Here is a 20,559-nt window from a genome sequence, read left to right on the forward strand (position 1 = left end):
CACCACGAAAAAAGGCCGCGTTCCACGCGGCCTTGTTGCTTCTGGCGACGGCGGCCCGGCGGCCGCCCGTGCGCCGGTCGTCAGTACGACTGCCGGTCGAGGCGGATTTCCTGCAGGATCGTCGTCGCGATCTCCTCGATCGACTTGTGCGTCGACGACAGCCACTTGATCCCTTCGCGGCGCATCATCGCCTCGGCCTCGTTGATCTCGTAGCGGCAATTCTCGGGCGCCGCGTACTTGCTGCCGGGGCGGCGCTCGTTGCGGATCTCCGACAGGCGCTGCGGATCGATCGACAGCCCGAACAGCTTGTCGCGATGCGGCGACAGCGCCGACGGCAGCTTGCCGCGCTCGAAGTCTTCCGGAATCAGCGGATAGTTGGCGGCCTTTACGCCGTACTGCATCGCGAGATACAGGCTCGTCGGCGTCTTGCCGCTGCGCGACACGCCAACCAGGATCACGTCGGCTTCCGACAGGTTGCGGTTCGACTGGCCGTCGTCGTGCGCGAGCGAGAAGTTGATCGCCTCGATCCGCGTCTTGTATTCCTCGGTGTCGGCGTTCTGGTGGCCGCGGCCCATCGCGTGGCTCGACTTCAGCTCCAGTTCCTGCTCGAGCGGCTCGACGAAGCGCTGGAACATGTCCAGCACGAGCGCGTTCGAGCGCTTGACGATGTCGTTCGACTCGCTGTCGACGAGCGTCGTGAACACGATCGCGCGTCGGCCGTCGTGCACCGCGGCTTCGTTGATCTTCTCGACGGTCGAAAAGGCCTTGTCGAGCGAGTCGACGAACGGCACGCGCACGAGGCGGAATTTCTGGTCGAACTGGGAGAGGATCGAGTGCGCGAAGGTTTCGGCAGTGATCCCGGTGCCGTCGGAGACGATGAAAACGGTAGGCAGCATGAATCTGGGCGTCGAGCGTGAAGGGCGGTTGCGCGGGCGGCTGGAGGTCCGCCTCCAGGCACAGTGACAAGGTCGCGCCACATCCGGCAGCCGGCACGGTAGAATAGCGGCAACCTGTTGGATAAGCAATTGCGGGGCGGGGTGCGAACGGCACGCCAGGCTTGCCGCGAGCGTTCCAGAACTCCCGGCAAGTTCGGCGATTCGTCTGAATATATCGCCCTTCTGCCGGGATTTTTGCAAATCGGGTCGGAAGATTTCCCGCTGCGATTGTTTCTCCAACAGGTTGCGCAAGACGCGCCGCGCCTTTTTGCAAGCGCCCGCGTCCGAGCCCACTTGCGCAATCGAGCATTTTTTTCACACTTAGGGGCTTGTATGACTAACGCAGCAAACGTCGCAAAGGACCAGGCGTATGTAATCCCGTTCGAGCAGTTGCGGATGACCGATGTGGAGATCGTGGGCGGCAAGAATGCGTCGCTCGGCGAGATGATCAGCCAGCTTTCCGAAGCAGGCGTTCGCGTACCCACCGGTTTCGCCACGACCGCGCTCGCATTCCGCGATTTCCTCAAGCACAACGATCTGACCGATCGCATCGCCAAGCGTCTCGAGTCGCTCGACATCGACGACGTGAAGGCGCTCGCCGAAGCCGGTGCCGAAATCCGCAAGTGGATCGTCGACGCGCCGCTGCAGGCACGTCTCGAGGAGGAAATCCGCGCACAGTTCGAAATCCTGAAGAACGGCTCGCCGGGCGAGCTGTCGTTCGCCGTGCGTTCGTCCGCGACCGCGGAAGACCTGCCCGACGCGTCGTTCGCCGGCCAGCAGGAGTCGTACCTGAACGTCGTCGGCATCGACGACGTGCTCGACCGCATGAAGCACGTGTTCGCGTCGCTGTACAACGACCGCGCGATCTCGTACCGCGTCCACAAGGGCTTCACGCACGCTGAAGTCGCGCTGTCGGCCGGTGTGCAGCGCATGGTCCGCTCGGACGTCGGCGCGGCCGGCGTGATGTTCACGATCGACACCGAATCGGGCTTCAAGGACGCCGTGTTCATCACGTCGAGCTACGGCCTGGGCGAAACCGTCGTGCAGGGCGCCGTGAACCCGGACGAGTTCTACGTGTTCAAGACGACGCTCGCACAGGACAAGTACCCGATCATCCGCCGCTCGATCGGCTCGAAGCTGATCAAGATGGAATTCACGCAGCCGGGCGAGCCGGGCCGCGTGAAGACGGTCGACGTGCCGCACGAGCAGCGCAACCGCTACTCGATCACCGACGAAGACGTGATCGAGCTCGCGAAGTACGCGGTCATCATCGAGAAGCACTACCAGCGTCCGATGGACATCGAGTGGGGCAAGGACGGCCGCGACGGCAAGATCTTCATCCTGCAGGCGCGTCCGGAAACGGTGAAGAGCCAGGCGAGCGGCAAGGCCGAGCAGCGCTTCAAGCTGAAGGGCCAGTCGCAGGTGCTGGCAACGGGCCGCGCGATCGGCCAGAAGATCGGCGCGGGCCCCGTGCGCGTGATCCAGGACCCGTCGGAAATGGAACGCGTGCAGCCGGGCGACGTGCTGGTGGCGGACATGACCGACCCGAACTGGGAGCCGGTGATGAAGCGTGCGGCGGCGATCGTCACGAACCGTGGCGGCCGCACCTGCCACGCGGCGATCATCGCGCGTGAGCTCGGCGTGCCGGCAGTCGTCGGCTGCGGCGACGCGACCGACATCCTGAAGGACGGCGCGCTCGTCACGGTGTCGTGCGCGGAAGGCGACGAAGGCAAGATCTACGACGGGCTGCTCGAGACGGAAGTCACGGAAGTGCAGCGCGGCGAACTGCCGGAAATCCCGGTCAAGATCATGATGAACGTCGGCAACCCGCAGCTCGCGTTCGACTTCTCGCAACTGCCGAACGGTGGTGTTGGCCTCGCGCGTCTCGAGTTCATCATCAACAACAACATCGGCGTGCACCCGAAGGCGATCCTCGAGTACCCGAACATCGACCAGGACCTGAAGAAGGCGGTCGAGAGCGTCGCGCGCGGTCACGCGTCGCCGCGCCAGTTCTACGTCGACAAGCTGACGGAAGGCGTCGCGACGATCGCCGCGGCGTTCTATCCGAAGCCCGTGATCGTGCGTCTGTCCGACTTCAAGTCGAACGAGTACAAGAAGCTGATCGGCGGTTCGCGCTACGAGCCGGACGAGGAAAACCCGATGCTGGGCTTCCGCGGCGCGTCGCGCTACATCGCCGAAGACTTCGCGCAGGCGTTCGAGATGGAATGCCGTGCACTGAAGCGCGTGCGCGACGAGATGGGCCTGACCAACGTCGAGATCATGGTGCCGTTCGTGCGTACCGTGAAGCAGGCGGAGCGTGTCGTCGGCCTGCTCGAGAAGTTCGGCCTGAAGCGCGGCGAGAACGGCCTGCGCCTCGTGATGATGTGCGAAGTCCCGACCAACGCGATCCTCGCCGAAGAGTTCCTCGAGCACTTCGACGGTTTCTCGATCGGTTCGAACGACCTCACGCAGCTCACGCTCGGCCTCGACCGTGACTCGGGCATGGAACTGCTGGCTGTCGACTTCGACGAACGCGACCCGGCCGTCAAGTTCCTGCTCAAGCGCGCGATCGATACCTGCCGCAAGATGGGCAAGTACGTCGGTATCTGCGGCCAGGGCCCGTCCGATCACCCGGACTTCGCGCAATGGCTGACCGACGAAGGCATCGTGTCGATCTCGCTGAACCCGGACACGATCATCGATACGTGGCAGGCGCTCGCCAACCGGAAGTAACGGTCGGTAACGCTTATTCGGCGCAAGCGCGGTACGCCGCGCTTGTGTTGAAGGCAAAATGCAAGGTTCGTGTTATAAACACCCCGGTAAGCGCCGGGGTGTTTTTTTTCGTCGGTACGCGCCGCGTTGCGTCATGCGTGTCGACCGCGACCCACGGGGGGCGCGCAGCGAATATAGTGAGCAGCGGGGACGTTTTTCGGGAGACCACAATGATGTCGGGGCATCTGTTCTGGTGGGTCGGAGTCGGCGTGCTGGTCGTCGCCGAATTGCTGACCGGCACGTTCTATCTGCTGATGATCGCGCTCGGCTTTCTCGCGGGCGCGCTGCTGCAGCTCGCCGGTTTCGCGCCGCACGTGCAGTTCGGTGCGGCCGCCGTGGTCGCGATCGTCGCGATGATCGTGCTGCGCCGCTCGGGGCTCGGGCGCAAGCAGAAGCGCGACACGTCGACGAATCCGGACGTCAATCTCGATATCGGCGCGACCGTCACGGTCGATGCGTGGCACGACCGCCGCGCGCGCGTGCAGTATCGCGGCGCCGACTGGGACGTCGAACTCGCGGCCGGCGAGCGCGACGATGCACGCGTGTATCAGGTGCGTGCCGTGCGCGGCAACAGTCTCGTCGTCGTCGCGAAACCCGCGGGCTGATCGTCCACTGATACAACAAGGAGGGAATATTTCATGGATTCGCTGATCATCTGGGTCGTCCTGCTCGTCATCGCCATCGTGATCGTGTCGAAGACGGTGAAGATCGTGCCGCAGCAGCATGCGTGGGTGCTCGAACGCTTCGGGCGCTATCACGCGACGCTGTCGCCCGGTCTCAATATCGTGCTGCCGTTCGTCGACCGGATCGCCTACCGGCACGTGCTGAAGGAAATTCCGCTCGACGTGCCGAGCCAGGTCTGCATCACGCGCGACAACACGCAGCTGCAGGTCGACGGCGTGCTGTACTTCCAGGTGACCGATCCGATGAAGGCGTCGTACGGGTCGAGCAACTTCGTGCTCGCGATCACGCAGCTTGCGCAGACGACGCTGCGCTCGGTGGTCGGCAAGCTCGAACTCGACAAGACCTTCGAGGAACGCGACTTCATCAACCACAACATCGTGTCGGCGCTCGACCAGGCGGCCGCGAACTGGGGCGTGAAAGTGCTGCGCTACGAGATCAAGGACCTGACGCCGCCGAAGGAGATCCTCCATGCGATGCAGGCGCAGATCACCGCCGAGCGGGAAAAGCGCGCGCTGATCGCTGCGTCCGAAGGCCGCAAGCAGGAGCAGATCAACCTCGCGTCGGGCGCGCGCGAAGCGGCGATCCAGAAGTCGGAAGGCGAGCGGCAGGCCGCGATCAACCAGGCGCAGGGCGAGGCGGCCGCGATTCTCGCGGTGGCCGAGGCGAACGCGCAGGCGATCCAGAAGATCGCGAACGCGATCCAGTCGCAGGGCGGGATGGATGCGGTGAACCTGAAGGTCGCCGAGCAGTACGTCGGCGCGTTCTCGAACCTCGCGAAACAGGGCAATACGCTGATCGTGCCGGCGAACCTGTCGGATCTCGGCACCGCGATCGCGTCGGCGCTGACGATCGTCAAGAACGCGGCACCGGCGGCGAGCGGGCGGGGCTGAGCGGCAAGCGCGGGTTACGCGTGCCGGCGATCGCCGCGAGCGTCGCCGGGTGCGCGCCGCTCGTGCGCCCGGCATGCGCCCGGTATGTGCCGGTCATGTGCTCGTTATTTGCTCGTTATGCGGCCGGCATGCGTCGAATCGTCGCGTGACCTCGGGCGCGATCGCGCCCGCATGTCAGTAGCGCAGGCTGCGCGGCGGTTCGTCCCGGAACGCGAGCGGCGGTCCGGCCGGCGCTCATGCGCTTCGCATCGCACACAGCAACACGGCCCGCTTCGAGCGGGCCGTGTCGTTTGCGAGGCTGGCTTTCCCGAGCGTCAGGTGCCGGCGCGCATGATGCGCGCCTTTTCGCGTTCCCAGTCGCGCTTCTTCTCGGTTTCGCGCTTGTCGTGCAGCTTCTTGCCCTTCGCGAGCGCGATGTCGCATTTCACGCGACCGCCCTTGTAGTGGAAGTTCAGCGGCACGAGCGTGTAGCCACGCTGCTCGACCTTGCCGATCAGTTTCTTGATTTCGTCACGGTGCAGCAGCAGCTTGCGCGTGCGGACCGGATCGGGCTTGATGTGCGTCGAGGCTTCGGGCAGCGGGCTGATGTGGGTACCGATCAGGAAGATCTCGGCGTTCTTCACCACGACGTAGCCTTCCTTGATCTGGCCGCGCCCGGCGCGCAGCGCCTTGACTTCCCAGCCCTCGAGCACGAGCCCCGCCTCGTAGCGTTCCTCGATGTGATAATCGAAGTGCGCTTTCCTGTTGTCGATGATGCTCATGAAAGGATCGGGCCAACTCGTTTAAAATCACGATTTTAGCAAAGCAGGGCGGGAATCGCCCGGCTTGCGTTCTCACCTCGAGCGATGCCGCGCGATTTATGGCAGATGTCCAGAAAACCGTATTGATCCGTCATTCGGCGGAACAGATGTTCGACCTCGTCACCGACGTGGCCGATTACCCCAATTTCCTGCCCTGGTGCGGCGGCGTCGAGATCCGCCGTCAGGACGACAGCGGGATGGAAGCGCGCATCGACATCAACTTCAAGGGCATCAAGCAGCATTTCGCGACGCGCAACACGCAGCAGCGCCCGACGCGGATCGACATGGAGTTCGCGGACGGCCCGTTCCGGAAGTTCACGGGCTCGTGGCGCTTCATCCCGCTGCGCGCCGATGCATGCAAGATCGAATTCGCGCTGCACTACGAGTTCTCGAGCATCCTGCTCGAGAAGATCATCGGGCCGGTGTTCAGCCATATCGCGAACACGTTCGTCGATTCGTTCGTCAAGCGCGCCGACCAGCGCTACGGGAAGGGGTGACGCGATGCTGTCGATCGAAGTCTGCTACGCGCTGCCGGATCGCCAGACGCTGATTCCGGTGTCGCTGCCCGAAGGCGCGACCGTGCGCGCGGCGATCGACGCGAGCGGCGTGCTCGCGCTGCACCCGGAAATCGACCTCGCGCACGCGAAAACCGGCATATTCGGCAAGCTCGCGCCGCTCGACGCACCGCTCGCCGACCACGACCGCGTCGAGATCTACCGCCCGTTGATCGTCGATCCGAAGCTCGCGCGTCAGCGGCGCGTCGACAAGACCCGCCGCGAGGGCTCCGTCGAGGGCCGCAAGTGGATGCACAAGGACGCGCGCTGACGCGTCGCGTCGGCGTCGCTGCATCTTCTCCGTTCCGATTCGTCAGACCAGGCGCGGCGGCGCTCAGTGCGCCGTGACGTTCGCGTTCACGGCCGCGTTGCCGGGCGTGTTACCGCCCGCATGCGTGTCGTTGTGCCGGCGCACCGACCCGTAGACGCCCGCCAGCAGCAGGGCGAGCGCCACGATCTCGAGTACGCGCGGCATCCGCTGATCGTAGACGAACGCATAGAGCATCGCGAACACGGTTTCGAAGACGATCAGCTGGCCGGACAGCGTGAGCGGCAGCCGCTTCGACGCCGCGTTCCACAGTCCGTTGCCGAGCCACGACGCGCCGATCGCAAGCACGAGGTTCAGCAGCCAGAACAGGTGCCAGCGCGATGCCGGAACGGCGGCCTGCACCGTGCCGGCCGGCAGCGCGAGGATCGCGAGCCAGCAGAGGCCGCCGATCAGCCCCGTCACGACACCCCACAGCACCGACCACTCGTTGCCGCCGAAATGAGGGTGGCGCTGCAGGTAGCGCGTGTTCGCGACCGCGTACCAGGTCCAGCTCGCGAGCGCGCCGCTTGCGCACGCGATGCCCGCGAGCTTCTGGCCGAGCGTCGTCGCCTGCGCAGCTTCCGACGTGAAGAGGTCGACGTTGATGCAGACGATGCCGGCGATCACCAGCGCGAGCGGGGCGGCGAGGCGCCGCAGCGGCATCGCGCCGTGGTCGCCGAGGCCCGCGAGCGTGACGGTCACGGGCAGCACGCCGACGATCAGCGAGCTGGGTGCGATGCCGATCAGGTGCACGGCACCGGACAGCAGCATGTAGTACGCAACGTTGCCGATCAGCGCGAGCTTCGCGAGCGCGACGAGATCCTCGCGGGTCAGCCGGGCGAGCAGCGAGCGGGCGGCCGGCAGGGCCGCCGCCAGCGACACGAGGCCGTACATCGCATAGCGGCCCGCGCTCAGCAGCAGCGGAGAGAAGTCGGTCATCAGCCGCGGCACGAGAAAGACCATGCCCCACAACGCGCCCGCGAGGACGCCATACACCACACCGCGCTGCATCGACTGCTCCGAACGAAAGACTGACGAGCGCGCATGTTAACGACGGGGGCGCGACCGCGTCTTGTTCATTCCTGCACTGCACTCGGGAGCGGGGTGAGGCAGGGCTCGGCTGTAGGCGCCGCCGCGCCCCGGTCCTGTTTACCTACCGGGGGGTGCGGCAGGTCGGGTTGTCCTTCTACGATCAACTGATCAGCGCTCGACCGGCTCGGCCGCCGCCGCACCGTCGCCCGCCGCGCGTGCCCGCGCGGGGCGGCGCACGGCGCGCAGCTTGCCGCTGTTGCCGCCGCCGCAGTAGAAGAGGTCGCGGCCGTCGGACTCCAGCCCCGACACGCCGACGCCGGGCGGCATGTCGACCTGTTCGAGCACTTGCCCGTTGCGCGGGTCGATCCGCCGCAACGCGCTCTCGTCCGCTTCCCAAGTGCCGTGCCACAGCTCGCCGTCGACCCACGTCACGCCGGTGACGAAGCGGTTCGATTCGATCGTGCGCAGCACGGCGCCCGATTGCGGATCCACCTGGTGAATCTTGCGTTCGCGGTACTGGCCGACCCACAGCGTGCCTTCCGCCCAGGCCAGCCCCGAATCGGCGCCGCCGCCGGGCGCGGGGATCGTCGCGAGCACGCGGCCGGAGTCGGGATCGATCTTCTCGATACGGTCCTCGACGATCTGGAACAGGTGGCGCCCGTCGAACGCGGTGCCTGCGTGCGCGGCGACGTCGAGTGCGCGCACGGTCGTGCCGCGTTCCGGGTCGAGCGCGTTCAGCTTGTCGCCGGACGCGAACCACACGTGCCGCCCGTCGAACGTGACGCCGTGTACGCCGTCGACGCCCGGAAACGGGCCGTATTCGCGGAGGATGTCTGCGGTGGAGCGTTTCATGTTTGTCACCTCGTCGTTGGTATCCCCATCCTAGTCGCCCGGCAGCGGCGCGGGGAGTAACAAGGTCGTCGCGAATCCGGGCAGCGGCGGCGTCATCCAGCGGCGCGCGCGACCGCGGCCGACCGCCTGCACCTTGTCCGCTTCGGCGAGCGCATCGAGCGCGCGCTGCACGGTGCGCTGGTTCACGCCGAGTGCGAGCGCCAGCGCGGAGCTCGACCACGCCTCGCCGTCCGCGAGCAGCGCGAGCACGGCCGCGTGGCGGTCGTCGACCGGACGTGCGAGCACGACGGCCTCGTGCGGGCCGAGTGGTTCGAGCGCGAAGCCGCTCGGCGTCGCAGTGATGTTCGCGAGCGGCCGCAGCACCACGCGCAAGCGGCCGATCTCGACGCGCAGGCGGGCGCGATGCGATTCGTCCGCGTGTCTCGCGCGAAACGCCGCGGCGACGAGCGTGTTTCTCGACACGTCGCCGGGCCACGCCTCGCCCAGTGCGCGGGCGAGCACGAACAGCACCGGGCGGCGTGCGAGCGACACGGTCGTGCGCGCGTCGCGCACCGCGTGGCGGCATGCATCGACGACGAGCGCGTTCGATGCCAGCAGCGCCTCGACCTCGTCGAGCAGCACGAGCCGCGACGTACCGCGCGCGATGAGTCGCGCGGCCGGCGTATCGAGCATGCGGGCGGCCGTGTCGACTTCGGCCGTCAGCGCGGCGATGCCGGCGTCCCGTGCGGCCGCGCGCGCACGGGCGAGCGCCAGGCGCGCCGCGTGCGGGCGGATGCGGCGCATCGCGATGCCGGCCGCGATCAGTTCGTGAGCCGCGCGCGATGCGGCGGGCAGCGGTGCGGGATCGAGGCTCGCGAGCCGCTGTTCGGCATCCCCGACGTGCCCGATCAGCAGCAGCCGGCGCACGCCGAGATAGCGCGCATGCGCGGCGTTCGTGCGGTCGCCGTGTGCGTCGAGCGTCGCGCAGGCGGCGTCGAGGGCGCGCGACGGCCAGCCGAGGTCGCGTGACGCCAGCGCGATCTCGGCCTCCGCGACGACACAGCGCGCCCGCGCGACGGCTTCCTTCGCGCCGAACGCGCGAGCCGCGCTGCGCACGAGCGCGCGTGCGCGCTCGAAATCGCCGAGCTGGGCCATCGCGATGCCGCGCAACGCGAGCGCCGGCGCGTCGTCGCGCAACGCGACGCGGTTCAGCGCGCCGAGCGGGTCGCCCGCCGCGAGCGCCCGCGCGGCGGCCGTGATCAGCGAATCCATCCGAATCCCGACACAGTTGTCACTCCCTCCGGTCCGACGCCCGGTCCTAATCTAGCACCACGCACACGGCAGATGCGCCGTGCCCGGATATCCATCGAAAGGAGGAACCCGCAATGACGAACCATCTCACCGGAACGCGCAACGAATGGCTGGCTGCGCGCCGCGCGCTGCTCGATGCGGAAAAGGCGCTGACCCGGCAGGGCGACGAACTCGCGCGGCGGCGCCAGGCGCTGCCGTGGGTGCGCGTCGACAAGGCCTACCGGTTCGACACCGAAGACGGCCCGGCGACGCTCGACGATCTGTTCGGCGGCCGTTCGCAACTGCTCGTCTATCACTTCATGTTCGGCCCCGACTACAAGGCCGGCTGCCCGTCGTGCTCGGCGCTCGCCGACGGCTTCGACGGTTTCGCGGTCCACCTCGCGAACCACGACGTGACGCTCGCGGCGGTGTCGCGCGCGCCGCTTGCGAAGCTGCTGGCATACCGGCAGCGGATGGGCTGGCACTTTCCGTGGGCGTCGTCGGACGGCGGCGAGTTCAACTTCGACTTCAACGTGTCGTTCACCGAAGCGCAGCAGCGCGCCGGCGACGTCGAATACAACTATGCGCGGGCCGGCCACGCGATGGACATGGACCCGCCGCCCGCCGCGCTCGCCCAGTTCGCGGCGACCTGCGGCACCGACGCCGCCACGTACGCGCGCGACCGGCCGGGGATGAGCGCGTTCGTGCGCGAGGACGGCATCGTCTATCACACGTATTCGACGTACGCACGCGGGCTCGACGGGCTGTGGGGGATGTACCAGTGGCTCGATCGCGCGCCGCTCGGGCGCAACGAGACGGGCGTGTGGTGGCGCCGTCATGACGAGTACGCACGCGGTTGAGCGCGGCCCGGCGAGCCGCGGGAGCGGGCGATGAGCACGGCGACGAAACGGGCTGCGGCCGCTGCCGCGGGCGGCGGCCGGCGGGTGTTCGGCGCCGCGCTCGTCGCGGTATGGGCCGCCGCGACCTGGGCGATGCTCGCGCAGCACGCATCGATGGACGCGATTGGCGGCATGCCGATGGCCGGCGGCTGGACGCTGTCGGCCGGGTGGCTCAGGCCGTGCGGATGGCAGGCAGGGCGCGCGTTCGCCGCATTCGCCGGGATGTGGGGCGCGATGACGGTGACGATGATGCTGCCGGTGCTGGCGCCGGTGCTCTGGCGATATCGGCAACGTCTCGGCGCGGTGGGCGACGCGCGTGCGGCATGGTTCGTCGCGGTCGCGGGCACCGCGTATTTCTCCGTGTGGATGGCGCTCGGCGCGCTGGTGTTTCCGGTCGGCACTACCTGGGCGGCGGCCGCCGCGCGGCTGCCCACGCTCGCCGCCACGGTGCCGTTCGCGGCTGGCGCGATCGTGCTCGGCGCGGGCGTGCTGCAGTTTTCCGGCTGGAAGGCGCGCCGGCTCGGTTGCTGCCGATATACACCGGACGACGCATGCGCGCCGCGGGCGGCAGCCCGGGCCGCGGTCGCGTGGCGGTACGGTGTGCGTACCGCGCTACGGTGCGGCGCCTGCTGCGGGAACCTGATGGCCGTCGCACTGGCGGCCGGCATGATGGACCTGCGCGTGATGGCCGTCGTGACCGTGGCGGTCGCCGCCGAGCGGCTGGCGCCGGCTGGCGTTCGCGTCGCGCGGATCGTCGGCGGTGTCGCGATCGGCGCCGGCGCGGCGATGATCGCGTGGGCCGCGGCCGGGCTGGCCTAGCGGCGCCCGGGGCTGCCGGCGCGCGTCGAACGGGGCCGGCGCAGGCACCGTCGGCAGGTCCGGCGTCGTGCGGCAACGGCGGGCGATCGGCCCGATTCAGGCCGGCTGCGCGAATGGGCCGATGCGGGGGTGAAACGAAAGGCGATCGAAAACGAACCGAACGGCGATCCGAACGATTCGGCCCCCGACTGCCGGGACACGGCTAACCCGTTGTTCGTGTTGTGAAAATTCGCAGCGCTTCGCGTATAATTCGCTTTTGCGCCCATAGGATTTGCCATGCGTCTGATCCAAAAAGCACTCACTTTCGATGATGTGCTCCTCGTTCCCGCCTTTTCCGACGTTCTCCCGCGCGACACCAGCCTGAAGACCAAGCTGACCCGCAACATCTCCCTGAACATGCCGCTCGTGTCCGCCGCGATGGACACGGTCACCGAAGGTCGCCTCGCGATCGCGATGGCGCAGCAGGGTGGTGTGGGCATCGTCCACAAGAACCTCACGCCGGCCGAGCAGGCTCGCGAAGTCGCGAAGGTCAAGCGTTTCGAATCGGGCGTCGTGCGCGACCCGATCACGGTTCCGCCGCAGATGAAGGTGCGCGACGTGATCGCGCTGTCGCGTCAGCATGGCATCTCGGGCTTCCCGGTCGTCGAAGGCCCGCAGCTCGTCGGCATCGTCACGAACCGCGACCTGCGTTTCGAATCGCGCCTCGACGAACCGGTCAAGTCGATCATGACGCCGCGCGAGCGTCTCGTCACTGTCAAGGAAGGCACGCCGCTCGCCGAAGCGAAGGCGCTGATGCACAGCCACCGCCTCGAGCGCGTGCTGGTCGTCAACGACGCGTTCGAACTGCGCGGCCTGATGACCGTGAAGGACATCACGAAGCAGACCGAACACCCGGATGCGTGCAAGGACGAACACGGCAAGCTGCGCGCAGGCGCGGCGGTCGGCGTCGGCCCGGACAACGAAGAGCGCGTCGAGCTGCTGGTGCAGGCCGGCGTCGACGTGATCGTCGTCGATACCGCGCACGGCCACAGCAAGGGCGTGCTCGAGCGCGTGCGCTGGGTCAAGCAGAACTTCCCGCACGTCGAGGTGATCGGCGGCAACATCGCGACGGCCGCCGCCGCGAAGGCGCTCGTCGAATACGGCGCGGACGCGGTCAAGGTCGGTATCGGCCCGGGCTCGATCTGCACGACGCGGATCGTCGCGGGCGTCGGCGTGCCGCAGATCAGCGCGATCGCGAACGTCGCGGAAGCGCTGAAGGGCACCGGCGTGCCGTGCATCGCCGACGGCGGCGTGCGCTTCTCGGGCGACGTGTCGAAGGCCCTCGCGGCCGGCGCGAACGCGGTGATGATGGGCAGCATGTTCGCGGGCACCGAAGAGGCGCCGGGCGACGTGTTCCTGTACCAGGGCCGCCAGTACAAGTCGTATCGCGGCATGGGTTCGGTCGGCGCGATGAAGGACGGCGCGGCGGACCGCTACTTCCAGGACAACTCGGCGAACATCGACAAGCTCGTGCCGGAAGGCATCGAGGGCCGCGTCGCGTACAAGGGTTCGGTCAACGCGATCCTGTTCCAGCTGGTCGGCGGCGTGCGCGCGAGCATGGGCTACTGCGGTTGCCGCACGATCGACGAACTGCACGACAAGGCCGAATTCGTCCAGATCACCGCGGCGGGCATGCGCGAGTCGCACGTGCACGACGTGCAGATCACGAAGGAAGCACCGAACTACCACGTGGACTGATCGCCGATGAAACCGCTGCTGCGAGCCGTGCTGATCGTCGATGCCGTGCTGCTGCTGGCGTTCGGCGTGCTGTTCGTGCTGACGCCCTGGCAGGCGCTGTTCAACGCGCTGCAGCTGGCGAACATCCAGCCGGCGATGCTCGGCCAGGCATTCGGCATCGCGCTGCTCGGCCTCGCGTGGCTCGCGTTTCATGCGGCGCTCAATGGTGATCTCACGGCGCCCGTCGCACGTGCGGTCGGCCATGTGAACTGGCTGATCGGCGTGCTGGCGGTCGTGTGGTCGTTCGGCACCGGCAACGGTCCCGCGCTCGCGGCCGCCGGCCGCGTGCTGTCGGCGATGGCCGGGGTCGCGCTGATCTTGCTGGGCCTCGGCGGCGTGCGGCTGGCATCGACCGTGCGGCGGCGCGAGAAGGCGGAAAGGGTGGAACGGGCGCAGGCGCCCGACGCCCGGGACGCGAAGCGCCCGGCCGAACCGGCGGTGGCCTCTGCGCCGCGGCAGCGGGTCGAACCGGTCGTCAGCCGTCCGGCGGCGCCCTCGGCGCCGGCCGCGGCCACCACGTCGGCCGCATCCGACCGCGCGTCAGGCAGCGTCGCATTCGACGCCCGCCCGCCGTTGCAGGATTGACCGGCGATGCGTCGCGCGAGCCGCCTGCCGCCCGACGCCGCTGTCCATGCTTTTGACGCAGCGCTTCGTGCGCTGCTTTTCTTATTCTCTTCATCCCGTCCGCAGCCATGCACGACAAAATCCTGATTCTCGACTTCGGTTCGCAAGTCACCCAACTGATCGCGCGCCGCGTGCGCGAAGCGCACGTCTACTGCGAAATCCACCCGAACGACGTGTCCGACGACTTCGTCCGCGAGTTCGCGCCGAAGGCGGTGATCCTGTCGGGCAGCCACGCGAGCACGTACGAAGACCACCAGCTGCGCGCGCCGCAGGCCGTGTGGGATCTCGGCGTGCCGGTGCTCGGCATTTGCTACGGCATGCAGACGATGGCCGTGCAGCTCGGCGGCAAGGTCGAGTGGAGCGACCATCGCGAATTCGGCTATGCGGAAATGCGCGCGCACGGCCATACGCGCCTGCTCGACGGCATCGAGGATTTCAAGACGGACGAAGGCCACGGGATGCTGAAGGTCTGGATGAGCCACGGCGACAAGGTTGCCGAGCTGCCGCCGGGCTTCGCGCTGATGGCGTCGACGCCGAGCTGCCCGATCGCCGGCATGGCCGACGAGGCGCGCGGCTACTACGCGGTGCAGTTCCACCCGGAAGTCACGCACACGGTGAAGGGCCGCCAGATCATCGAACGCTTCGTGCTGCAGATCGCCGGCGCGAAGCCCGACTGGATCATGAAGAACCACATCGAGGAAGCCGTCGCGAAGATTCGCGAGCAGGTCGGTGACGAGGAAGTGATTCTCGGCCTGTCCGGTGGCGTCGATTCGAGCGTCGCGGCCGCGCTGATCCACCGCGCGATCGGCGACCAGCTGACCTGCGTGTTCGTCGACCACGGTCTGCTGCGCCTGAACGAAGGCCAGATGGTGCTCGACATGTTCGAGGGCCGCCTGCATGCGAAGGTCGTGCACGTCGACGCATCCGAGCAGTTCCTCGGCCACCTGGCCGGCGTGACCGATCCGGAAGCGAAGCGCAAGATCATCGGCCGCGAGTTCGTCGAGGTGTTCCAGGCCGAGGCGAAGAAGCTGTCGAAGGCGAAGTGGCTCGCGCAGGGCACGATCTACCCGGACGTGGTCGAGTCGGGCGGCACGAAGACGAAGAAGGCGACGACGATCAAGAGCCACCACAACGTCGGCGGCCTGCCGGAAACGCTCGGCCTGAAGCTGCTCGAGCCGCTGCGCGACCTGTTCAAGGACGAAGTGCGCGAACTCGGCGTCGCGCTCGGCCTGCCGCCGGAGATGGTGTACCGCCATCCGTTCCCGGGCCCGGGCCTCGGCGTGCGGATTCTCGGCGAAGTGAAGCGCGAATACGCGGACCTGCTGCGTCGCGCGGATGCGATCTTCATCGAGGAGTTGCGCGGCACGACCGCCACCGCGCAGGACGCGGCAGCGGGCCTGTGCGGCGAGGCCGACGTCGGCAAGACCTGGTACGACCTGACGAGCCAGGCGTTCGCGGTGTTCCTGCCGGTGAAGTCGGTCGGCGTGATGGGCGATGGCCGCACGTACGACTACGTGACGTCGCTGCGCGCGGTGCAGACCACCGACTTCATGACCGCGCACTGGGCGCACCTGCCGTACGCGCTGCTCGGCCGTGCGTCGAACCGGATCATCAACGAGGTGCGCGGGATCAACCGCGTGGTGTACGACATCTCGGGCAAGCCGCCGGCGACAATCGAGTGGGAGTGAAATCAGGTCCTTCGGGGACTATCGTCAGCTATCGAGAAGCTGTCATAACGTATTGATTTTAAAGAAAATACGTCGCAACGACTATCGATGGCTATCGCCGGCCAGCAAAACAGGTTGGCGGTAGAAGCGGCGGTAAGAACCGAAGGCCGGATTAAGACCCTCCCGTTCACTATCCAGACCAAAGCCGTCTTTGACGGTAAAAGTCTTCTCAGGAAAGCTTGTTTTACGCGGCTTTCCGGGCATCAGCAGGTCTCCTGATCCCTGACGGTAAAAGCCGTCACGAACAGGAGGAAAAACCTCGATGCTTACCGACACCGCACTGCGCAACCTCAAGCCTAAGTCCAAGATTTATAAGGCTTCTGACCGCGATGGGATGTACGTGACGGTATCGCCTACCGGTACCGTCACCTTCCGCTACGATTACCGTCTCAACGGCCGCCGCGAGACGCTGACCATTGGCCGCTACGGGCCGGCTGGCATCTCACTGGCCTTGGCCCGCGAAAAGCTGATCGACGCGAAGAAGGCCGTCGCCCAAGGCAAATCCCCGGCACTGGAGAAGCAGCGCGACAAGCGCCGGCTGACCGCGGCCAAGACCTTTGGCGACGTGGCCGATAAGTGGATGACGGACGCCCGGATGGCCGACAGCACGAAGGCGATGCGCAAGCACATCGTCGATCGAGACATCCTGCCGGTCTTCCAGAACCGCCAACTCAACGAAATCACCGCCGATGACCTGCGAGCCCTCTGCAACAAGGTGAAGGCACGGGGGGCACCCGCCACCGCGGTCCACGTCCGCGACATCGTGAAGCAGGTCTATGTCTTCGCCATCCTGCATGGCGAGAAGGTGGACAACCCGGCCGATGACGTAGGCGCGGCGTCGATCGCGACTTTCGTGCCGAAGGATCGCGCGTTGTCGCCCTTGGAAATCCGGTTGATGGCGCGGCAGATGGACTCGGTAGCGACCTATCCGACCATCCGGCTGGCACTGCGCATGATCCTGCTGACGCTGGTGCGCAAGAGCGAACTGATTCGCGCCACGTGGGATGAGGTGGATTTCGAAAACGCGACCTGGACGATTCCGAAGCAGAGGATGAAGGGGCGCAATCCGCACGTGGTTTATCTGTCGAGCCAGGCGCTCGACATCTTCGTGGCGCTGCACACTTGCGCGGCCGGCTCCAGGTTCGTGTTGCCGTCGCGCTATGACGCCGACCGCTGCATGTCGAACGCGACCTTGAATCGGGTCACGCAGATCGTGGCGGAACGGGCGAAGGCCGCTGGCCTCCCACTGGAGCCATTCACTGTGCACGACCTGCGCCGTACCGGATCGACGCTGCTGAACGAAATCGGATTCAATCGCGACTGGATCGAGAAATGCTTGGCGCACGAGGATGGCCGCTCCTCGCGCTCGATCTATAACAAGGCCGAATATACGGAGCAGCGGCGCCACATGTTGCAAGAGTGGGCGAACATGGTCGACGCCTGGGTGGAGGGCGGCAGCTACACGCCAACGCTGTTCCCGACCAGTATGGCGCTTCCGGTCGTGAGCGCGCAGGTTTGAGCTACCCCGGTTGATTTTGCCCCGATGGGGGAAGTTGACAAAAAGTCAACTTCTTCCTATCCTGTTTCTGTGAGCATGAAACGAGATGCACGTCATATCCAGAAAGCCGTTCAGTGATGCGGCAAAGGCTTATCCAAACGACGCCGACGCGATCGACCGCACCTACCGGGTGCTGCGATCCGGCGATTTCGATACGCCGCAGGCGCTTCGGCAGGTTTTTCCATCGCTGGACAACTTCAAGTACAAGGACAAGTGGTGGGTCCTCGACATTGGTGGAAACAATCTTCGCCTGATTGCCTTCATCGAATTCCGTGATAACCGCATGTACGTCAAACATATCGCGACCCATGCCGAGTACGACAAGCTTTGCAAACGCTATCGAAAGGAGGCTGATTGACATGGGATTTGCCGCCATCAAGGAAAAAGCCCATGCCTTGTTCGACGAGGCGGGATTCATCAGCCACGTCGCTAATGAAGACGACTATGCCCAGGCGCTGGCGTTGATGGATGACCTGGTCGAGGACTATGAGGCCAACCGTCCGCTGATCGAGATTCTGGCCCGTTCCATTGAGCGTTGGGAAAACGAATCTGACGAGTTCGCGGCATTCAACGCGCGTGTGGAGAAGCTGGGCGGTGTCGACGTGCTCCGGTTGCTGATGGAACAGCATGGGCTGGGTGTGGCCGACCTTCCGGAGATCGGCAGCAAGTCGCTGGTGTCCAAGATTCTCAATGGCCGTGGCCGCAACCTGACCCGCGACCACATCGCGGCGCTGAGCAAGCGGTTCTCGGTTAGCCCTGCGCTTTTCTTTTGAGATTGCAGGTTGGTCGAGGTAGTGCCCGGTATGGCCTGCATCCGGTCCAGACATACGCAGACGGGGGTTGGCACGCGAAGCCTGCTGGCGACTGTCGAGCCAGTTTTCAAGTTCATCCAGATCCCACACGACGTAGCGCGGTGTCAGATTTAAACGGCTTGGAAACTCCCCACGGCGCTCCATCTCATAGATCGGCTTGGACGGAGCTCCGCTAACGCTTAAGGCACCGGAAGCGGCGCCAGCCCTCGCTCGTTACGAACGTTACGCCAGTAAAGCCAGACGCTAATGGCCAACGTCACCATCTCGGTGATCAGCAGCGTGTACCAGATGGCTGCGCCACCGAGCCACGCATTGAGCAACCACAGCGTGCCGAGCAGCAGCACCCAGCTACGCAGCATCGCGATGGCGGCGGACGGGCCCGGGGCCTCTACGGCCGTCAGAAAGCCCGCCACGATCAAATTGCCGGCTGCAGGCAGGAATGCGAGTGCGCACCAGAGCACCGCATGCTCGAGAATCGACCATGCTTCACCGCCCGTCGGTAGAAACGCGAACGTCAGCGGCCGCGCCAACGTCGCCATCGCAACGGCCACCAGCATCGAGAACCCCATCACGGCTATCACGCCAAGCCGGAAAGACTCGCGCAGCGCACGCATATCGCTGGCGCCACGATAGAAACTGATCATCGGTTGCATGCTTTGCACGAGCGCGACGATCGTGACCGTCGCGCCGAGCGTCATGTACTCCAGAATCGCGTACGCCGCGAGGCCCGGTTCACCGAAATTTGCCAGAATCACGCGGTTAAAGGCGAGCACCGTGACCGCGGGCGCAATGGCGCCGAGGAATTCCGACGCACCGTTGTACATCGCGCGCCAGACATGCAACGCGCCGCCACCGAACGCACGGGCCGCAGGCACGACCTTGTGCGCGAGCCAGACGTGATAGGCCAGCATGGCGCTGCTCGAGACCATCATCGAGATACCGGTGGCGAGTGAGGCCCCGTACATCCCCATGCCGCGCACGACGATCAGCCAGTAGTCCAGTGCCACGTTGGCAAGCGCGCCGAGAAACATCGCATACAACCCAAAGCGCGCGGCGTGCGCCCCTTCCACGCGCAGAAACAACTCCATCGCGTAGAGACCGTTGGCGAACACGATGAACCAGGCCCAGCCCGACAGATAGGCCACGACATCGTTAGTGATGGCCCCTTGCGCGCCCAGCGCGGCCGCGATCTCGTGCTTGAACACCAGCACGCCGGCGCTCATCGCGATACCGGAAGCGAGCATCACCCACAGCACCTGAGAGAAGGCGCGACGCGCCTCTGCATCGCGCTGCTCGCCTAGCAGACGGGCGATCAACGTGGCACCGCCCACGCCCACCGTCACACTGACCGCATAAGGGATGTAGAGCAGCGGCACGACCAGATTCAGTGCGGCCAACGCTTGCTGGCCGACGTAACGGCCGATGAAAATTCCGTCGATCAATGTGTAGATCGTGTAGACCCAGCCCGACAGGATCGTCGGGATCGCGAGCGACGTGAATTGCTTGAGCAGGGACGTCCTCGCGCCCTGCGGAGTATTGCAGTGATTGGATAGAGACATGGTCCCCTCGATGACTAATTGCCGCGTCGTGTCGGGACGCAGCTCACCGTGGCTTGCATATCGAAATTCTGTGAAAACTTCGAAGGAAAAAAGAGGTCGCCGCCCACGCGCAAGCGATGGCGTGAGCGCTCCGCCCGAGACGACCGCGCGGATAGACAGGCGTGCGTTAGCGGGCCAGTGAGACTGACCGCGACGTGGACGGCGGAAACATCGCCTGGTGCAGATGCAGCCAGACAACGCCTTGCCGGGAAGCGGAGAAAAGGAGGAAGTTCATGGTGTCTCGTGCATGACGCGCTTGCCAGGGGCATCGCGCCAGTCGTTTGACGTCATGGGAGGGTTGGGCGGGATGCCGCCGCTGCGCCAAAACATCACGCCCGGATTGCCAGGCGCGTAATACAGACCTGCGAACTTGGTGAGAAGTTCCCAAGTGCTTGTTTTCCATGGGATCGTCACACCAGCCGACGATTGATGGGCAGCGCATGGTTTATTCTTGTCGAAAAAAGATCACTGTGAGTGATCATTTTTGCCAAAAGATAAACCTTCAGATCCTGGCGGGAGTTTATAAAAGATGCATCAAGGCCAGGCGTGTGTTCCTCGCGCTGGCCGAGCGTCATCGGCATGCCTGAGTGCCGCACGTGCCACTGGATGGTGTCGATCTGGGCCGGGGAAAGCGGGCGCTGGCTGGCTATG

General features: G+C 65.9%; 21 protein-coding genes and 1 pseudogene. 13 read left to right on the forward strand and 9 right to left on the reverse strand.

What is annotated here, in order from left to right:
- Positions 1-80 precede the first annotated feature (80 nt).
- On the reverse strand, positions 81-896 hold the full coding sequence (locus U4012_RS21220; protein ID WP_044843764.1) for a pyruvate, water dikinase regulatory protein: 816 nt from the start codon (positions 894-896) through the stop codon (positions 81-83).
- Between the two features lie 372 nt (positions 897-1,268).
- On the opposite strand from U4012_RS21220, the gene ppsA reads away from it, so the two are divergent.
- From ppsA to U4012_RS21235, 3 genes are all read left to right on the forward strand, one after another.
- A complete protein-coding gene (gene ppsA, locus U4012_RS21225) occupies positions 1,269-3,668 on the forward strand; it encodes a phosphoenolpyruvate synthase (RefSeq protein ID WP_044843763.1) in 2,400 nt (799 codons plus the stop codon).
- A gap of 209 nt (positions 3,669-3,877) precedes the next feature.
- On the forward strand, positions 3,878-4,312 hold the full coding sequence (locus tag U4012_RS21230) for an NfeD family protein (RefSeq protein ID WP_321801245.1): 435 nt from the start codon (positions 3,878-3,880) through the stop codon (positions 4,310-4,312).
- A 33-nt stretch (positions 4,313-4,345) separates the two neighbouring features.
- Positions 4,346-5,281 carry an SPFH domain-containing protein gene (locus tag U4012_RS21235; RefSeq protein WP_044843761.1) on the forward strand — a complete coding sequence of 312 codons (936 nt, stop codon included), beginning with the start codon at positions 4,346-4,348 and terminating at the stop codon, positions 5,279-5,281.
- Positions 5,282-5,595: 314 nt separating this feature from the next.
- Here U4012_RS21235 and smpB read toward each other — a convergent pair whose 3' ends face one another.
- The gene (gene smpB / locus U4012_RS21240; protein WP_050012888.1) at positions 5,596-6,042 is read right to left on the reverse strand and encodes an SsrA-binding protein SmpB; all 447 of its coding nucleotides are present in this window, start codon (positions 6,040-6,042) and stop codon (positions 5,596-5,598) included.
- Positions 6,043-6,140: 98 nt separating this feature from the next.
- On the opposite strand from smpB, the gene U4012_RS21245 reads away from it, so the two are divergent.
- Together U4012_RS21245 and U4012_RS21250 are read left to right on the forward strand one after the other, a co-directional pair.
- Positions 6,141-6,578: a type II toxin-antitoxin system RatA family toxin gene (locus tag U4012_RS21245; RefSeq protein ID WP_044843759.1), complete on the forward strand. Its 438-nt coding sequence runs from the start codon at positions 6,141-6,143 to the stop codon at positions 6,576-6,578.
- 4 nt (positions 6,579-6,582) lie between these two features.
- Entirely contained in the window at positions 6,583-6,906 is a 324-nt protein-coding gene (locus tag U4012_RS21250) for an RnfH family protein (RefSeq protein ID WP_044843758.1), read from the forward strand.
- Between the two features lie 63 nt (positions 6,907-6,969).
- Here U4012_RS21250 and U4012_RS21255 read toward each other — a convergent pair whose 3' ends face one another.
- From U4012_RS21255 to U4012_RS21265, 3 genes are all read right to left on the reverse strand, one after another.
- Entirely contained in the window at positions 6,970-7,953 is a 984-nt protein-coding gene (locus U4012_RS21255; protein ID WP_321801251.1) for a DMT family transporter, read from the reverse strand.
- Positions 7,954-8,142: 189 nt separating this feature from the next.
- Positions 8,143-8,826, reverse strand: a complete 684-nt coding sequence (locus tag U4012_RS21260; RefSeq protein WP_321801253.1) for a glutamine cyclotransferase — start codon at positions 8,824-8,826, stop codon at positions 8,143-8,145.
- 30 nt (positions 8,827-8,856) lie between these two features.
- On the reverse strand, positions 8,857-10,077 hold the full coding sequence (locus tag U4012_RS21265) for a helix-turn-helix domain-containing protein (RefSeq protein WP_321801255.1): 1,221 nt from the start codon (positions 10,075-10,077) through the stop codon (positions 8,857-8,859).
- A 113-nt stretch (positions 10,078-10,190) separates the two neighbouring features.
- Between U4012_RS21265 and U4012_RS21270 the strand changes: the two genes are divergently transcribed.
- From U4012_RS21270 to guaA, 5 genes are all read left to right on the forward strand, one after another.
- On the forward strand, positions 10,191-10,955 hold the full coding sequence (locus U4012_RS21270; RefSeq protein ID WP_321801257.1) for a DUF899 domain-containing protein: 765 nt from the start codon (positions 10,191-10,193) through the stop codon (positions 10,953-10,955).
- A 30-nt stretch (positions 10,956-10,985) separates the two neighbouring features.
- On the forward strand, positions 10,986-11,813 hold the full coding sequence (locus U4012_RS21275; RefSeq protein WP_321801259.1) for a DUF2182 domain-containing protein: 828 nt from the start codon (positions 10,986-10,988) through the stop codon (positions 11,811-11,813).
- Between the two features lie 276 nt (positions 11,814-12,089).
- Entirely contained in the window at positions 12,090-13,550 is a 1,461-nt protein-coding gene (guaB, locus tag U4012_RS21280) for an IMP dehydrogenase (protein WP_059464274.1), read from the forward strand.
- 6 nt (positions 13,551-13,556) lie between these two features.
- Entirely contained in the window at positions 13,557-14,174 is a 618-nt protein-coding gene (locus U4012_RS21285) for a hypothetical protein (RefSeq protein ID WP_044843751.1), read from the forward strand.
- Between the two features lie 107 nt (positions 14,175-14,281).
- A complete protein-coding gene (guaA, locus tag U4012_RS21290; protein ID WP_044843750.1) occupies positions 14,282-15,901 on the forward strand; it encodes a glutamine-hydrolyzing GMP synthase in 1,620 nt (539 codons plus the stop codon).
- Positions 15,902-15,982: 81 nt separating this feature from the next.
- Here the strand turns inward: guaA and U4012_RS21295 are convergent, their stop codons facing one another.
- A complete protein-coding gene (locus tag U4012_RS21295; protein WP_321801264.1) occupies positions 15,983-16,144 on the reverse strand; it encodes a hypothetical protein in 162 nt (53 codons plus the stop codon).
- 58 nt (positions 16,145-16,202) lie between these two features.
- Here U4012_RS21295 and U4012_RS21300 point away from each other — a divergent pair, with 58 nt between their 5' ends.
- The 3 genes from U4012_RS21300 (at position 16,203) to U4012_RS21310 (ending at position 18,271) form a co-directional block, all read left to right on the forward strand.
- Complete coding sequence (locus U4012_RS21300) at positions 16,203-17,459, forward strand: tyrosine-type recombinase/integrase (RefSeq protein WP_321801266.1); 1,257 nt, start codon at positions 16,203-16,205, stop codon at positions 17,457-17,459.
- An 85-nt stretch (positions 17,460-17,544) separates the two neighbouring features.
- Positions 17,545-17,856 (forward strand): type II toxin-antitoxin system HigB family toxin, encoded by a 312-nt coding sequence (locus U4012_RS21305; RefSeq protein ID WP_321801268.1) that lies wholly within the window; start codon positions 17,545-17,547, stop codon positions 17,854-17,856.
- A gap of 1 nt (position 17,857) precedes the next feature.
- Complete coding sequence (locus U4012_RS21310) at positions 17,858-18,271, forward strand: transcriptional regulator (protein ID WP_321801270.1); 414 nt, start codon at positions 17,858-17,860, stop codon at positions 18,269-18,271.
- Between the two features lie 108 nt (positions 18,272-18,379).
- On the opposite strand, the pseudogene U4012_RS35985 reads toward U4012_RS21310, so the two are convergent.
- The 3 genes and pseudogenes from U4012_RS35985 to U4012_RS21325 all read right to left on the reverse strand — a co-directional run.
- Positions 18,380-18,454, reverse strand: a pseudogene (locus U4012_RS35985) (transcriptional regulator); the annotation flags it as partial.
- Between the two features lie 35 nt (positions 18,455-18,489).
- Positions 18,490-19,869: an MATE family efflux transporter gene (locus U4012_RS21320; protein ID WP_321801271.1), complete on the reverse strand. Its 1,380-nt coding sequence runs from the start codon at positions 19,867-19,869 to the stop codon at positions 18,490-18,492.
- A 449-nt stretch (positions 19,870-20,318) separates the two neighbouring features.
- Positions 20,319-20,489, reverse strand: a complete 171-nt coding sequence (locus tag U4012_RS21325; protein WP_321801273.1) for a hypothetical protein — start codon at positions 20,487-20,489, stop codon at positions 20,319-20,321.
- Between the last annotated feature and the right edge of the window lie 70 nt (positions 20,490-20,559).

Origin of the sequence: Burkholderia sp. BCC1988 (assembly GCF_905339895.1) — a bacterium.
Lineage (GTDB): Bacteria > Pseudomonadota > Gammaproteobacteria > Burkholderiales > Burkholderiaceae > Burkholderia.